Source organism: Rickettsia endosymbiont of Culicoides newsteadi, assembly GCF_002259525.1.
In the GTDB taxonomy this organism is placed as follows: domain Bacteria; phylum Pseudomonadota; class Alphaproteobacteria; order Rickettsiales; family Rickettsiaceae; genus Tisiphia.
The window spans coordinates 1-14,304 of the sequence record NZ_MWZE01000008.1 but is presented as its reverse complement, the minus strand read 5'-3'; the positions used below and the strand labels follow the sequence as shown (position 1 = coordinate 14,304).

The following is a 14,304-nucleotide window of genomic DNA, read 5'->3' as shown; positions in this document are numbered from 1 at the left end:
TTTTATTAACAATAATTTTGTTACTAATTATTGAATATAGTGAATTAACTTGAATTGGTAACGTTATAAATCCGATTAGTATTTAGAGCCTAAGCGTTATGGCTCAGAGCCACTTTAGTGGCATTGAAGCAATCCAAAAAACGATAAAAATAGATTGCTTCGGAGGCTTACGCCCCCTCGCAATGACGTTATCTGTCATTGCGAGACCACATAGTGGTCGTGGCAATCCATTTTGGGTCACTGAATTGCTTCGTAGGCTTATGCCCCCTAGCAATGACGTTTTTATAAAAAAGGTAATTGCTATGGACAACGTCACTAACTTCTCATCAATTGACTATAGATCATTCACTTCATTTTTACTTTTAGTAATGAGCTGATTTTTAGTAGCAGAAGGAGGGAAGGGATTGTTGTGATAATAATAAATGTAAAAAAGTTTTGCCATCCGAATTGTACAACAATATATCCTGAAAGAGCTGGAAAAATCGATCGTGAAAATCCCATCATAGAAGTGAAAAACGAATATTGTGTAGCACGAAATTTACCTTGACAAATTGAAGCAATAAAAGCAATGTAGGCTGTCATAGTCATTCCACCAGTTATACTCTCAAAACCTGTCGTAATAAAGAATAAGGGTAGATTTTTACCATAAATCTCTTGCAGAATAAATAAGGTATGTGCTATGGCATGAATTACTCCAAATATCAGCAAGCTATCCAAGATATTCTTTTTTCTCATCACTGAGCTAGCTATTAGCCCACCAATTATTGCAGATATTATGCCGAAAAATTTCCCTGCACTAGCTATTTCAAATTCGTTATAACCAATATGTATCAGAAAAGGATTAATCATCATACCAATAAAATCATCTGGTAATCTATATAAAATAAGGAAGATTATTATTAAAAAGATTAAATACAAAGATCCTACAGGTCTCAAGATATTTTGTATAAAGTTTGAACTATTTACCTTATAATCCTGATAAGTTTGGGAAATTAAGTCATGCTTTAATCGTAAGATACTCACAACTAAAATAGCAGAGCAAACAAGTACAGAAATGGCAAAGATTTTATATATATTATTCCATCCCAAGTAGCTTGATAGATAAATAGCACCGGAACCTGATATTAGCATACCGATACGATAGCCAAAAATATAAATTCCAGAAGCAGCTCCTTGGGATTCTTTGGCAATAATTTCAGTTCTAAATGCTCCTAAGACAGTATCTTTAGCTGAACTTAAAAATGATATTATCAATCCTACCAGTGCAAACAATATTAGACTATGATTAGGATCCATGGTGCTTAAAAGAAAAATAGCCAATGCCAACAAAATTTGGATCAGACAAATCCAAGATAATCTATGACCAAGTAGCTTACTTAACCAACCTAACTTTACAGTATCAAAAATAGGAGCCCATAAAAAATTGATAGAATAAGGTATTACGATAACAGCAAACATTCCAATAGATTGTAAATCAATATTTTCTTTAGCAAGCCAATAGTTTAAGGTATTGCCTGTAATCATTAAGGTAAATCCGCTAGTTAAACCAAACAACCAAATAATGAACAATTTTGAAGGAGTTAACATATAAATATCTAATAAGAAAAAACTATAATACAATAATAATTTTCCTATACAAGTTAAGTTAGATTCTATAACTAACCGGAATAGGATTTAGCTGATAAACCTATCCTACCCGTTTATAAGCTAGGACTATCTTATTAGGAGCCTTATTACTATAACTAATTCCATAACCTTTTTGGCACCACTCTTTAACCAGATTAAACTTATGATTAAAAATTTTATCTATCTTTGATAATAGTTGATATTTTCCATCATAATATACTGTAGGGTCTATACCTCTAAATTTTGGTTTAATGTTTATTTGCCCTTTGCCAAATTCCACTATTGAAAATGTTTTAACTTTATGAGAATATTCCTTAAATAATTTTCGTAACTTAACATCTTTACTCATTTGAAGCTTTATTAAAACTTGCTTATCTATACCAAAATGTAATTCATCTTTAGTAATAAGATTTATATCTACAGCACGTTTTAATATCTTAACGAAGCAGTCATATACTACAGCATTCCATTCGCTACCCCAAAATTCCCAAGTAAAATCTAAAGAAAGCATAGCAAATTGTTTAGCAAGCACAGGATCTGTAAAGAACCATATATTATGTTTAAATTGTAAATTTTCGACCATTTCCTTTGCTTCAATTTCTGAAATTTTGTTAAGAATAACGCCTGTGTGAATATTATATTGTATTCGATCTGCACAAAGTGAAGGCAAGGGGGATTCTAATGCTATGTATTTGGGATTATCAGGGTCTAGTTCACTAATAGAAATGCTATATTTACTGATAATTTTTTCAATATCCATTTTCTTTAGAAACCATAAATGGATAGTATCTTGATAAGAATGTCTGCTATTTGGTTGATAAAATAAATTATCTCCTAAATGAGAAAAAACAGTATGAGAAACATCATGTAACAAGCCGGCTATTTGTTCAATTTTTGACACTCCTGCTTTTTGTAATAAAACAAATACTCCTATACTATGATCATAGCGACTAAAAAATGGCATTAATTCCAAATAAGGGGGTGGGCCAGATTGATCAATTTCTTTTATTCTTTGCATAGCTTTACTTTGTATTAATTCCTCTATTATCGGATCATTAACTATAAAATCACCCCATACTGTATGAAGAACCTGTTCAGCATAGGAAGATAAACAAATAATATAATTTATTATAATAGCAAAAATTATTCTTTTTATCACAATCTACCTTTTATAATTAGAAAAGGAGCCCTTATCAAAAGAATATCATTACTTGTCAAGATTCTTACCATAAACATAAACAGCTTCTATGAAAAATTTTGTTGACAAAATTGAGGAAGGTAGTACTATTGCTGTTTTTAATAGAGTTCTTGCATAACCTAATCTAATTGGTAATTTTGTTGTCAAAACTCGTCTCCGTTCCTCACGTACATCTTAGTACTCTGCGGTACTCGACTTCGTTTTTCCTAAAAATTCCTCAATTATCTTTAGGTTATGCAAGAGTTCTAATTTAAGCTAGCAAAATTTTAAAAATTGATTTATCACTTTTAAAGTTTTTGTTAAATAATATCAAAGGATAAATTTTATATGAAAGTTGTAAGTTCGTTAAAATCTCTAAAGAAAAGAGATAAAGATTGCCAGGTTGTAAAAAGAAAAGGTAAAATTCTTGTAATAAACAAGAAAATTAAAAGGTTTAAAGCTAAGCAAGGTTAGATAATTTAGAAATTTCATACGTTGTTGATTAAATTTCTAAGATTTAATTTTAGATGGAGGATCTTATGCAAAATACTAATTTGATAATCGTTGCAGTAGGTCTACTTGTAGTATTTATTATATTCTTTGTTTATAAGAAGAGCAAAAATGCGTCTGTTAGTATGCTTATCAAGGATACTAATAATGCACAAGAGCTTAATGCACCATTTAATAAAGCAGATAATACCAAGAAGCTAACTCTAAAAGAAAAGGTTGAGCTATCGTGGAAGTTCTTATATGAAATTACAGAATCAATTGTTAATAAATTTTCTAAAGAGGATGTAGAATTAGTAAATCATCTTGGTCACACATTGTTAAATAACGGTATGAAGTATGAGCATGTAGTAGACCTTGGTATTAAGCAACAAGTTACATCAAGAGCTGCAAATATTGAACAACAAGCCCATTCTCAGTCTCAGAAATCTTTGGGTAAATAAGCATCGGTAATTTTGACAGCAAGATTAATTGTGAGCGTTCAGAGAAAAAAGTTAAAGTACAAGATTCCTATTAGTTATCGCAGGCAACCTCCTAGAAGCAATTTAACCTCACAACCGTCATTGCGAGGAGACCGTAAGGTCGACGAAGCAATCCAAGAATAATAGATTGCCACGACCACTACGTGATCTCGCAATGACGCATATTAAGAAAATAAAGTAGAAAAGTCGTCTATTAGCGAGCCACCGTAGGTGGCGTGGCAATCTATTATTCTTGGATTGCTTCGTCGACCTTACGGTCTCCTCGCAATGACGGTTTCTCAATTATTGTTTTCTTAAACTGATGCTTATGCACAATGACGCTTGGCAATCAGATTTTTTATTCATCATAAGAAAAAAAACCGTAAACACTCACATAGCTAAGTCTAACGAACCTAAGAGCAAAATCAAACCGACATAATTGTTATTTTTAAATCTAGTAAGACAGTTTTGTGGGTCTGAAATTTCTAATGTTATTACCTGCCAAATCAGCATCATATAAGCACAAAGGATAGCTATATAGTTAAGGTGATGAGCTGCTATAATTTTAGCAATTATGAATAATATTATGAAAATGGTATAATAAACATATAGATGCAGTTTATAGTTTTTCTTTTCTAAAAATAATGGCATTGATTTGAGATTAATCTTTTTATCGTACTCTATGTCCATAAAGCCATAAATAATGTCATAACCGATAGTCCAAAAACAGCAGGCAATATACATAATAACAGCTTCTAGTGATATTTTATCGATTACTGCACTATTACCAATCAAGACTCCATTAAATGTTAGCCCTAGAAATATTTGTGGGAAAAAAGTAATTCTCTTCATTAGTGGATATAAAATGATCATGATGCAGGAGAAAAACCCTAAGTAAATGGCTGTTTTATTTAATGATAATAAAATGGCTAAGGAAATAATTGATAATATAATTAACAAAATCATCGCGTCACTTACTTTCAATGAGCCATTAGCCAAAGGTCTATTTTTTGTTCGTAACACATATTTATCAAAATCTTTGTCAAAAATATCGTTAAGAACGCTACCAGCTCCTCTGGTAACGACACTTCCGATAAAGAATAATAGTAATAATTTTACTAAATTATATATTGTAATATTGGTAAGAAGTACCCCAAAGCATGCTGAGAAGAATACTAACAGATATCCAGTAGGATTTTGCAGCCTCATTAAACTGAGACTTAGGAAAAATTTATTTGGCATTACTATTAATTATGATATATCTTGGTTTAATTTAATTATAATAGTCTTATTATGACGGAATTTCCAAAAGATTATAGCTTTAGTGAAAGCGAAAGAAAATGGCAAAAATTTTGGCAAGAACAAAAAATTTATCTTTGGGATAAAAATGAAACAAGGGAAAATAGTTTTGTAGTAGATACTCCACCACCAACAGTCTCAGGGCAACTGCATATAGGACATGTTTATAGTTATACCCAGGCTGATTTCATGGTTCGTTTCAAACGGATGTTAGGTAAAAATATTTTTTATCCAATCGGTTTTGATGATAATGGTTTACCTACCGAACGTTTAGTTGAAAAGCAAAAGCAGATAAAAGCAACAAATATGGCAAGAGAGCAATTTGTTGAAATATGTAAAGAAGTTGTTATTTCTGAAGAAGAAAAATTTCGTTCATTATTTAATCAAATGGCTTTATCGGTTGATTGGACTTTGGAATATCAGACAATTAATCCATTATCACAAAAAATATCACAAATGTCATTTTTAGACTTAGTAAATAAAGGAGAAGTTTACCGCAATAATCAACCAATATTGTGGGATCCAGTTGATCAAACGGCTTTAGCACAAGCTGATATCGAAGACCAAGAAAAAACTTCAATGATGAATGATGTAATTTTTCAGACCAGTAAGGGCGAGAGGATTATTATTGCTACTACTAGACCAGAATTGTTACCAGCTTGCGTTGCGGTATTTTATAACCCAAATGATTATAGATACAAACATTTGCAAGGTCAATTTGCCATAACACCGCTATTTGATATTAAAGTACCTATTTTAGCAGATGATTTAGTTCAAATAGATAAAGGAACCGGGCTTGTTATGTGTTGTACTTTTGGTGACGTAACCGACATAACTTGGTGGAGAGTTCATAATTTACCTATAAAAATTATTATAGATAAAAAAGGTATCATAGATTTATCAGACGAATTATCAAATTCATCTTCTTATAATCAGATAAATGGCTTAAAAATAAAAGATGCTAGAAATAAAATTATAGAAATCTTAAAAGAGAAAAATTTATTAGTTAAACAAGTAGAAATCACTCAAACAGTAAAATGTGCTGAACGTTCAGGGGCTCCACTAGAGATACTTACCATACCGCAATGGTTTGTTCACACGATAAAACATAAAGATGTTTTAATGCAACGAGCGAATGAAATTAATTGGCACCCCAAAAATATGAAAATTAGGCTTGAGAACTGGATAAATGGTTTATCATGGGATTGGTGTATAAGTCGTCAACGCTATTTTGGCGTGCCATTCCCTGTTTGGTATTCTAAACGAGTTGGAGAAGTAGGCAAAGCTATATTTCCAGATATAACACAACTGCCAGTAGACCCAACCAAAGATTTGCCAATTGGCTATTCGCGAGAAGAGGTAGAGCCAGATTATGATGTTATGGATACTTGGGCTACTAGTGCAATCTCACCGCAATTAAGTAGTCACGGTATATCTGAAAAGTTTAACGTAGATGCTGAGCGTCACCACAAATTATTTCCAGCTGATTTGCGTCCGCAAGCTCATGAAATTATTAGAACCTGGGCTTTTTACACAATACTTAAAGCCCAATTGCATGAAAATACCCTACCTTGGAAAAACATTATGATTAGTGGGTGGTGCCTGGCATTCGATCGTAGCAAAATGTCAAAATCTAAAGGGAATATTATTGTACCACAAAAATTACTTGAGCAATATGGGGCTGATGTAATGCGTTATTGGACTTCTAAATCTAGGCTTGGAGCTGATACTGTTTACTCTGAAGAGGTAATGAAAAATGGGAAGAGACTTGTTAATAAATTATGGAATGCTTGCAAATTTGCGGCTATTCATTTTGACAAATTAGATCCATTAGATAAAAATGTCCAGATTCCTGATATAGAAAGCAAAATTTGTCACAAGTTTGACCAATGGTTAATAGTAAAACTAGTTGAGTTAGTAGATAAAGTTGAATCAGATATGCATAATTATGAATATACCGATGCTATGGAGTCAATAGAAAAGTTTTTTTGGTCAGTATTTTGTGATAATTATCTTGAAATCACTAAGACCCGAGCTTATAACATGGATGGCTCAGACAATAGAGGGCAGTATAGTGCTATAATCACTTTATATTATTCGATAAAAATTTTACTCAAATTATTAGCTCCTTTCTTACCGCATATAACAGAAGAAATTTGGCAAATATTATATAGTACAAAATCTATCCATAGTCGAGGTAATTGGTCTCAAATCAAAAATTTTTCTTTCCCGGTAGATCAAATTCAGCCTGATAGGCTTATTAAAATACTAGATTTGGTTAGAAAAGCTAAAGCAGAAAAGAATTTGTCAGTTAAAGCTAATATTAAGGTACTAGAAATTATAGGAGAAAAACTTCCTAATGACTTAACGATAGACCTTAAAAATGTTACATCTTCTCATAAAATAGAATTTGTTGAGGAATTTTCATCAACAAATCAAGTTTTAAAGAATGATGAAGTTGTAGTTAATATAATATACTGACAATAAATCATCGATGAAGAAGGTAATAAAAATAGGTGCAAGAAGAAGTACTCTGGCTTTGATTCAGACAGGTTTAGTAATTGACCAAATTAAAATTCATTATCCACAGATAAATTATGAAATAGTCCCAATAGTTACCTCTGGCGATTTGATTAAGGATAAAAATTTGTATGATATAGGTGGGAAGGCTTTATTCTTAAAAGAAATAGAAGCTGCTCTTATAAATGAAGAAATTGATTTAGCTGTACATTCCTTTAAAGATGTACCTTGTAAATTACCGTCAGAATTGATGATATGTGCTGTACTTGAGAGAGAAGATGCACGAGACGTATTTGTCTGCTTGAACTATAAATCAATAGAAGAATTGCCTTTTGCCAGTATAGTTGGTACATCCTCAGTACGTAGAAAAATCCTAATACAAAGAAAAAGACCTGATTTACAAATTGTTACTTTTAGAGGAAATGTTGATTCAAGAATAAAAAAATTAATGCAAGGTGATGTTGATGCGACCATTCTCGCTTATAGTGGTTTGAAAAGATTGGGGCTATTTGATGAAAAATATTGCCACTTAATAGATATAAAAGAGATGTTGCCATCTGTAGGGCAGGGAGTTATAGCGGTAGAGATAAGGAAAAATGATAACAAAATGCAGGAGATATGTAATAAAATTAACCATCTTGAAACATGGGAACTAATGAAGGCGGGAAGAGCATTTTTAGAATATCTAGATGCAGATTGTAAAACCCCTATAGCTGCTTATTCAACATACGTATACTCAAATGATTTAAGTATACGTGATAAGGTTATTCATACGGAGTTTATGCTTGCCAATTTTGATGGCAGTAAAATAGTTTTTCATAGCGAAACTTCCGATTCAAAAGATGCTAAAAATTCTGGCATAAAAGCTGCCAAGAATATGATATAGTCAATTAAATTAGTGCTGAATAAGCACCTATCGTGTTGTTTATTTTTGTTCTATAGTTTTATTAGCTCTGCTTTTTTGGTTAAGGATTCTATGCCATTTAAGTCAGTAGCAGTTACCCATAGTTGTAATCCTAATTCTAGGAAAAGATCAATTAAATATTCTCGCCTTTTCTTGTCAAGATGGACAAAAACCTCATCTAACAGTAAAATAGGCATAGCGATATTTTCTTTAATAGAATAATTAACTTGGGCAAGTATTATTGCAATGAGCATAGCCTTCTGTTCACCGGTAGAGCAGTGTTTAGCTGGGGCATTTTTTTCTTTATGAATAACTATAAAATCACTTTTATGAACTCCAAAATTAGTACGATTAGACATTCTATCACGAATACGACAGCCCACTAATTCATTTTTTATAAAATCTACATCTATATCATAATTTTTTGATATTTTTTCTTCTATAACCCCATTAATTGATAAAATAGCTTTAGGGAAGTCATTATCCAAATCATCAATGGTTTTTTGAATATGTTCTAAAATTTTTAACCTATTAATAGCAATTTGAATTGATAATTCTGCCATTTTCTCTTCAATTACTCCAAGCCAATTTGTATCAACTTGATCTTGTAATAGGATTTTACTGCGTTCATGCATATAATATTCATATTTAGTCACTATCCCTGCATGAGATGGATTAAAATTATAGACAATCCTGTCAAAGAATTTACGTCTATCACTAACACCAGAAGAGAAAATACCATCCATTTGGGGAGTAAGCCAAATCATAGCAGAGAACTTGCTCAATTCATTATTTTGTATTTTAGCACCGTTAAATTCTGTAAGTCGCCTATTAGATTGACGTTTTAAATTTGTTGAAATTTCAACTAGTCCAAGTTTACTGTGTAGTAGCCCATAAGCCGAACAATGCTCTGCCCCTCTTTGACAAACATCATCTAATTTTGCTGATCTCAAACCTTTACCAGGAGAAAATAGTGATATTGATTCTAGGATGTTAGTTTTACCACTACCATTTGCTCCTATTAATATAATAGGGTTATTACCAGTATTAATCTCTAAATCCTGAAAATTACGATAATTTAGTAGTTTTAATTTTTGTAAGTAAATATTATTAATCAATAAATTGTCTTCCCACCACTTTTAAAATTTTGATGAGCCTTGTTTAATTTTTTAAGAAATTCTGGAGAATATGATTTAATATCACTTTTTGCTCCACCTTCATATTTTGTAGCTAAATCCATCCCGCCTTTAATCATATTATAAGCAAAATTTTCTTTTTTTGTTTCTCCAGCTATTCTTTTAGGATTCATAAATTTATAAACTTGGTATAAAGCAAAATTTTTAACTAAACGCCTTGCTTCCAATCTAGATTGACGACTTATACCATGTAGATTGTCTTTTGATTTTATCAAGCCTCGGTTAGCTTCTTTTACCAATTGTGAATGTTGTTGCATTAAGTAACTACTTACTTCCGTAACATTCTTACTGATAAGTTGTTCATCAACTTTAAGATTTAATTTCTTGTTATTGAGTTTACCTAAATATTTTTGTATTAATATGATAATCTGTGTCTGTAATTTGGTTAGATCCATTGTTTGTTCGTCAAGACAAGCTAATATTTGTTCTATCTCTTGCTCAAAAGCGTCGTTTGCACTTAACTCATTGAAAATTTCCATTGCCTCATCGGATCCAAGTTCATCATCATTAGTGATACCTGCCAATGCATCCTTAATTTGGTCTGCTAATTTTCTAGAATCTTGTGGTTTTTTGTTATCTGTTTCCATTTGTTAGCCTCCTATTTACCAATTACTCAAACTAAGCAAATCCAGGGAAAGGATTAGCTAATCATTCTTGAGTAGTAAAGTGCCCTCTATAAGTTCTATATAACATAATTCCTCGACGCTCTTCAATTATAGTTTTGCATAATAAGGCTGAGTCAATAGCTTTTTGTCTTTTAGTAAATTTGTATTCTTTTTCTGAACATAACTCACTTATACTAATATTCTGCCAAACAAGTCCATCAAAAATTTTTGCTTTAATATAACCACTTGACTTTAAATTCTCATAATCCCCTTTATTAAGGCTTAATGCATCGTCATTTAACAAAAGCTTAACATCCCCAACATATGAATTTACTATATGATCAACATATTTAATATAGACCTTACCGGTTAGTTCTATCGTGCTAGGTATCATAATCTTCTATCTTGGTTTCTAGATGGCTCAATAGACCTCTTGGATAACCTAAAGATAATTGAGGAATTTTTAGAAAAAACGAAGTCTAGTACCGCAGCGTACTAAGATGTACGTGAGGAACGGAGACGAGTTTTGACAACAAAATTACCAATTAGATTAGGTAAGAGGTCTAATAACTTCTCCTTAAAAATGATGTAATATTGGATATTGTTCATCATATTCTTTTAACATATAACCACGCCCCCATACCGTATCAATGTAGTTTGTACCACCAGCAGCATCAGCTAATTTCTTACGTAATTTGCAAACAAATACATCTATAATCTTAATCTCTGGTTCATCAACACTACTATACAGATGATCTAAGAACATCTCCTTATTCAATACTGTTCCTCTACGTAAAACTAATAATTCTAAAATGGCATATTCCTTATTTGTTAAATGAACCTTTTTTCCATCCACTTCTACAATTCTGGTATCAAGATGAATACTTACCTTGTCAAACCTAACCACTGACTCAGAATGTCCTTTAGAACGACGAACAATTGCATAAATACGAGCAATTAACTCTTCGCGGTTAAATGGTTTTGTGATATAATCATCTGCCCCGCATGTAAGCCCTTTGATTTTCTGATCAACTGTAGTAATACCTGATAAAATCAATATGGGCGTTTTTACTTTAGCAGAACGTAATCTTAGCAATACTTCGAATCCACTAATGTCTGGTAGCATAAGATCTAAGATAATCAAATCATAATTATAAACTCTAGCTATCTCTATTCCTTCTGTACCAAACTCGACCACTTCGCAAATAATTCCCTCTGAAGCTAACGTTAATTCAATAGAACTAGCTATGTCACTATTATCTTCTACTAACAATACCCTCATTACGTCTTTCTCCTTAACAAATTTTTCTTTAGTAATTTATTCTTTTTGTTACACGCTATGTTCTCATTTTATCTCCATAAGAGCAAGTAATTTTATTAAAATAAATTACAAATATATTAAGCTGTTGTGAACATTATTCTTTAAATAAGTAATTTTTGTCCTTTAATCAGCAACAGTCTATTTATTATACCGAAGCCCTGATATAGTCAATTGATGAGAAGTTGGTAACGTTGCCACTCAATGCTCATCTGTTACTTATAGGAGTCCTAAGCCCAAATTCTCCTGAATTGACTATAATCGATAACTCCTGTAAATTTTACATTTTACATAGCTGAATTTGATATAACAAGTTATATTTAAATTTTATTAACATAACCTATAGCTAACCACATTAATATTTAGCCATAGTATAGTCAATTGATGAGAAGTTGGTGACGTCGTCACTCGTCGCTCCTAGTCCCAAATCCTCCTGAATTGACTATAAATTTGCTTTGGGTTAGCTATAGATTAACTTATGCAGAAAGTTTATTGATTCTTATTACGTATATTCATATATTCTATAATAACGCATGTTGCCAATTACTATAAAACTTATCTAAATTAAGCCTTATTCTTTTTACGCGTTCAGCGATGATTATCGAATATATTGTTTTAAGAGTGATCTCAAAATCATCATTAATAACCACGTAATCATAATATTTAGCATATTGTACTTCCTTGGTTGCTAATTTCATACGCAACTCTATCGCTTCTTTACTATCTTGCCCTCTATTTTGAATTCGTTGCTGCAAAACACTAGGAGTTGGTGGCAGAACAAAAATTGTAATCACATTTGATAAGATTTTTTTTATGGATTTTGTACCTTGCCAATCTATATCAAATAAAACATCTAGCCCTTGACTTAGTAGCTCTTCTACAACTTTTTTAGGCGTTCCATAATAATTATTATAAATATTTGCATATTCAAGGAATTCATCTTGTTCAATTAATTTATTAAATTCCTCTTTGGTCTTGAAATAGTAACTTACTCCATCAATCTCACCTGTCCTAGGTGTTCTGGTGGTTGCAGAGATGGATAATCTAAGATTACTGTCTATTTTTAAAGCTGCTCTGGCTAAGCTGGATTTACCAGCAGCCGAGGGGGAAGATAAAATAACAGTTAATCCTTTACTTTTCAGAGATAGTACCATATTTATTATTCTTTTATAACAGTGACTCTGAATATACTCGAATAATCTTTTGATTGAAACGAAAAAGTAAACAGATTACCCTTACTAAAAAATTGTTTGTACACAAATCTTTTTAATTACAGCCTTCTGCTTTATAAAGAATCAATAAATTTAATTGCTGGTGATGTTCTTATATAACAACAAAATTTTATCTTTTAGCATTAATTTTTGTTTCTTCAACTGTTTGATTTTAGTATCATCCTGCAAATGTAAAAATGCAGCGTTTATTAGTCTTTGTAAATCGTCATGTTTTTTTTGTAAGCTTTGTATATGATTATTGATATTCATTTTTAAACTCCATAATCAGTTAAAAACTAGGATTTCTATAAGGTCAACTTTATAAAACCAAATACTATTTTAATACAATATAATATACTTTAAAAGGAAAAAATATAACTATGACTGCTAATAATAAAAAAAAATTGCTTGTTGCAATCTCTGGAGCTTCTGGAGCCATATATGGTATAAGGTTACTTGAGATTTTACGGCAGTTAAATATTGAAAGTCATTTAATTATCTCAAAATCTGCCCATTTGACTATACTACATGAAACAGATTACTCTATACAACAAGTACAAGAGCTAGCAGATTATTATTATAATCTTTCTGATATTGGTTGTAGGATTGCTTGTGGTTCTTTTAGGACATTTGGTATGATCATAGCTCCATGTAGCATGAAAACTCTCGCCTCAGTTGCTTGCAGCATTGAGGATAATTTAATTAGTAGAGCAGCAGGTGTTATACTGAAAGAACAAAGAAAATTAGTCTTAATGATTAGAGAAACTCCTTTACATAGGGGGCATTTAGAGAATATGTTGAAAGTAACGAGTTATGGCGGGATAATTGCTCCTCCAGTGCCGGCTTTTTATAACTTACCAGAAACCTTGGATGATATAATAAATCACTCAATTACTCGAGTGCTTGATATTTTTGACATTGATGCTGGTTTAATAAAACGTTGGGATGGGTTAAAATAACCTGATTAGTGTTTGAAAAATCTGCCCATTCTTGTCATTTCTGCGAACTATTGTCATATATGGACGAGTGAATTTGTCAAGAAAGAAAATAAAAAAATAGAGCCACAAAGGAAGCGGTCATATATTCGGCATCGAGTGCCATAATGGTTTCTGCATTCTTATAAATATCCTTGAGTGACCTCTCATTCCCACGGCTTCTAGAGCCTCGACATAATTACGGATTTTATTCAGAATACTTATTCATTAACTCTTTAACTTTCGTTCTCTTTATTGTTACTATTCTTTACTCACAATATTTATCAATTACCAATTTTTATTTAGTTGACATAGTTTCTTCTTTTTTTCCAACTAAACTAATTTGCAACATATTCGCTACCATTGCTGACTACTGCATAAGCAATCCTTGCTAACTTATTTGCTAAACCAACACATATAATATTATATCTCTCATTCCGCTGCAAAACATAAATTTATTATTAATTATTAGCTAAATTTAACTTTTAAACTATCCGTGGTAGTAT

Annotated in this window: 16 protein-coding genes; 6 read left to right on the top strand and 10 right to left on the bottom strand. The window is 31.5% G+C overall.

Going from position 1 to position 14,304, the window contains the following annotated elements:
- Positions 1 to 182: 182 nt before the first annotated feature.
- Positions 183 to 377: a hypothetical protein gene (locus tag RiCNE_RS07235; protein ID WP_133062915.1), complete on the top strand. Its 195-nt coding sequence runs from the start codon at positions 183 to 185 to the stop codon at positions 375 to 377.
- Here RiCNE_RS07235 and RiCNE_RS01195 read toward each other — a convergent pair.
- The 3 genes from RiCNE_RS01195 to RiCNE_RS07385 form a co-directional block, all read right to left on the bottom strand.
- Positions 346 to 1,587: an AmpG family muropeptide MFS transporter gene (locus tag RiCNE_RS01195; RefSeq protein WP_094648823.1), complete on the bottom strand. Its 1,242-nt coding sequence runs from the start codon at positions 1,585 to 1,587 to the stop codon at positions 346 to 348. The genes RiCNE_RS07235 and RiCNE_RS01195 overlap by 32 nt on opposite strands.
- Before the next feature lie 100 nt (positions 1,588 to 1,687).
- The gene (locus RiCNE_RS01190; RefSeq protein WP_204839944.1) at positions 1,688 to 2,785 is read right to left on the bottom strand and encodes an HD domain-containing protein; all 1,098 of its coding nucleotides are present in this window, start codon (positions 2,783 to 2,785) and stop codon (positions 1,688 to 1,690) included.
- A 48-nt stretch (positions 2,786 to 2,833) separates the two neighbouring features.
- Positions 2,834 to 2,971, bottom strand: a complete 138-nt coding sequence (locus RiCNE_RS07385) for a hypothetical protein (RefSeq protein WP_157905644.1) — start codon at positions 2,969 to 2,971, stop codon at positions 2,834 to 2,836.
- 180 nt (positions 2,972 to 3,151) lie between these two features.
- Here RiCNE_RS07385 and ykgO point away from each other — a divergent pair, with 180 nt between their 5' ends.
- Positions 3,152 to 3,277, top strand: coding sequence for a type B 50S ribosomal protein L36 (ykgO, locus tag RiCNE_RS01185; protein WP_094648811.1), 126 nt, complete (start codon positions 3,152 to 3,154; stop codon positions 3,275 to 3,277).
- 65 nt (positions 3,278 to 3,342) lie between these two features.
- Positions 3,343 to 3,753 (top strand): DUF2660 domain-containing protein, encoded by a 411-nt coding sequence (locus RiCNE_RS01180; protein WP_094648810.1) that lies wholly within the window; start codon positions 3,343 to 3,345, stop codon positions 3,751 to 3,753.
- Between the two features lie 408 nt (positions 3,754 to 4,161).
- On the opposite strand, the gene ubiA is transcribed toward RiCNE_RS01180, so the two are convergent.
- On the bottom strand, positions 4,162 to 5,019 hold the full coding sequence (gene ubiA / locus RiCNE_RS01175; RefSeq protein WP_192866912.1) for a 4-hydroxybenzoate octaprenyltransferase: 858 nt from the start codon (positions 5,017 to 5,019) through the stop codon (positions 4,162 to 4,164).
- Between the two features lie 45 nt (positions 5,020 to 5,064).
- Between ubiA and RiCNE_RS01170 the strand changes: the two genes are divergently transcribed.
- Together RiCNE_RS01170 and hemC are read left to right on the top strand one after the other, a co-directional pair.
- Positions 5,065 to 7,551: a valine--tRNA ligase gene (locus tag RiCNE_RS01170; RefSeq protein ID WP_094648808.1), complete on the top strand. Its 2,487-nt coding sequence runs from the start codon at positions 5,065 to 5,067 to the stop codon at positions 7,549 to 7,551.
- 13 nt (positions 7,552 to 7,564) lie between these two features.
- Positions 7,565 to 8,476, top strand: coding sequence for a hydroxymethylbilane synthase (hemC, locus tag RiCNE_RS01165; RefSeq protein WP_094648807.1), 912 nt, complete (start codon positions 7,565 to 7,567; stop codon positions 8,474 to 8,476).
- 50 nt (positions 8,477 to 8,526) lie between these two features.
- Here the strand turns inward: hemC and recF are convergent, their stop codons facing one another.
- The 6 genes from recF to RiCNE_RS01135 all read right to left on the bottom strand — a co-directional run bounded on the left by recF (position 8,527) and on the right by RiCNE_RS01135 (position 13,094).
- On the bottom strand, positions 8,527 to 9,609 hold the full coding sequence (gene recF / locus RiCNE_RS01160; protein WP_094648821.1) for a DNA replication/repair protein RecF: 1,083 nt from the start codon (positions 9,607 to 9,609) through the stop codon (positions 8,527 to 8,529).
- The gene (locus RiCNE_RS01155) at positions 9,609 to 10,277 is read right to left on the bottom strand and encodes a DUF5394 family protein (protein ID WP_094648806.1); all 669 of its coding nucleotides are present in this window, start codon (positions 10,275 to 10,277) and stop codon (positions 9,609 to 9,611) included. The genes recF and RiCNE_RS01155 overlap by 1 nt, the downstream gene beginning before the upstream one ends.
- A 61-nt stretch (positions 10,278 to 10,338) precedes the next feature.
- Positions 10,339 to 10,689 (bottom strand): hypothetical protein, encoded by a 351-nt coding sequence (locus RiCNE_RS01150; RefSeq protein ID WP_094648805.1) that lies wholly within the window; start codon positions 10,687 to 10,689, stop codon positions 10,339 to 10,341.
- 183 nt (positions 10,690 to 10,872) lie between these two features.
- A complete protein-coding gene (gene ctrA, locus RiCNE_RS01145) occupies positions 10,873 to 11,577 on the bottom strand; it encodes a response regulator transcription factor CtrA (protein WP_094648804.1) in 705 nt (234 codons plus the stop codon).
- A 557-nt stretch (positions 11,578 to 12,134) separates the two neighbouring features.
- Positions 12,135 to 12,767, bottom strand: a complete 633-nt coding sequence (gene gmk, locus RiCNE_RS01140) for a guanylate kinase (RefSeq protein WP_094648803.1) — start codon at positions 12,765 to 12,767, stop codon at positions 12,135 to 12,137.
- A gap of 150 nt (positions 12,768 to 12,917) precedes the next feature.
- A complete protein-coding gene (locus tag RiCNE_RS01135) occupies positions 12,918 to 13,094 on the bottom strand; it encodes a DUF465 domain-containing protein (protein WP_094648802.1) in 177 nt (58 codons plus the stop codon).
- A 110-nt stretch (positions 13,095 to 13,204) separates the two neighbouring features.
- On the opposite strand from RiCNE_RS01135, the gene RiCNE_RS01130 reads away from it, so the two are divergent.
- Positions 13,205 to 13,783, top strand: coding sequence for a UbiX family flavin prenyltransferase (locus RiCNE_RS01130; protein ID WP_094648801.1), 579 nt, complete (start codon positions 13,205 to 13,207; stop codon positions 13,781 to 13,783).
- Positions 13,784 to 14,304 lie beyond the last annotated feature (521 nt).

Bases quoted from the DNA above. Each gene is read 5' to 3' on its own strand.
- RiCNE_RS01195 (WP_094648823.1), bottom strand. From the start codon at position 1,587: ATGTTAACTCCTTCAAAATTGTTCATTATTTGGTTGTTTGGTTTAACT.
- ykgO (WP_094648811.1), top strand. From the start codon at position 3,152: ATGAAAGTTGTAAGTTCGTTAAAATCTCTAAAGAAAAGAGATAAAGAT.
- RiCNE_RS01170 (WP_094648808.1), top strand. From the start codon at position 5,065: ATGACGGAATTTCCAAAAGATTATAGCTTTAGTGAAAGCGAAAGAAAA.
- RiCNE_RS07235 (WP_133062915.1), top strand. From the start codon at position 183: ATGACGTTATCTGTCATTGCGAGACCACATAGTGGTCGTGGCAATCCA.
- RiCNE_RS01150 (WP_094648805.1), bottom strand. From the start codon at position 10,689: ATGATACCTAGCACGATAGAACTAACCGGTAAGGTCTATATTAAATAT.
- RiCNE_RS01130 (WP_094648801.1), top strand. From the start codon at position 13,205: ATGACTGCTAATAATAAAAAAAAATTGCTTGTTGCAATCTCTGGAGCT.
- hemC (WP_094648807.1), top strand. From the start codon at position 7,565: ATGAAGAAGGTAATAAAAATAGGTGCAAGAAGAAGTACTCTGGCTTTG.
- gmk (WP_094648803.1), bottom strand. From the start codon at position 12,767: ATGGTACTATCTCTGAAAAGTAAAGGATTAACTGTTATTTTATCTTCC.
- RiCNE_RS01180 (WP_094648810.1), top strand. From the start codon at position 3,343: ATGCAAAATACTAATTTGATAATCGTTGCAGTAGGTCTACTTGTAGTA.
- ctrA (WP_094648804.1), bottom strand. From the start codon at position 11,577: ATGAGGGTATTGTTAGTAGAAGATAATAGTGACATAGCTAGTTCTATT.
- RiCNE_RS01155 (WP_094648806.1), bottom strand. From the start codon at position 10,277: ATGGAAACAGATAACAAAAAACCACAAGATTCTAGAAAATTAGCAGAC.
- RiCNE_RS01135 (WP_094648802.1), bottom strand. From the start codon at position 13,094: ATGAATATCAATAATCATATACAAAGCTTACAAAAAAAACATGACGAT.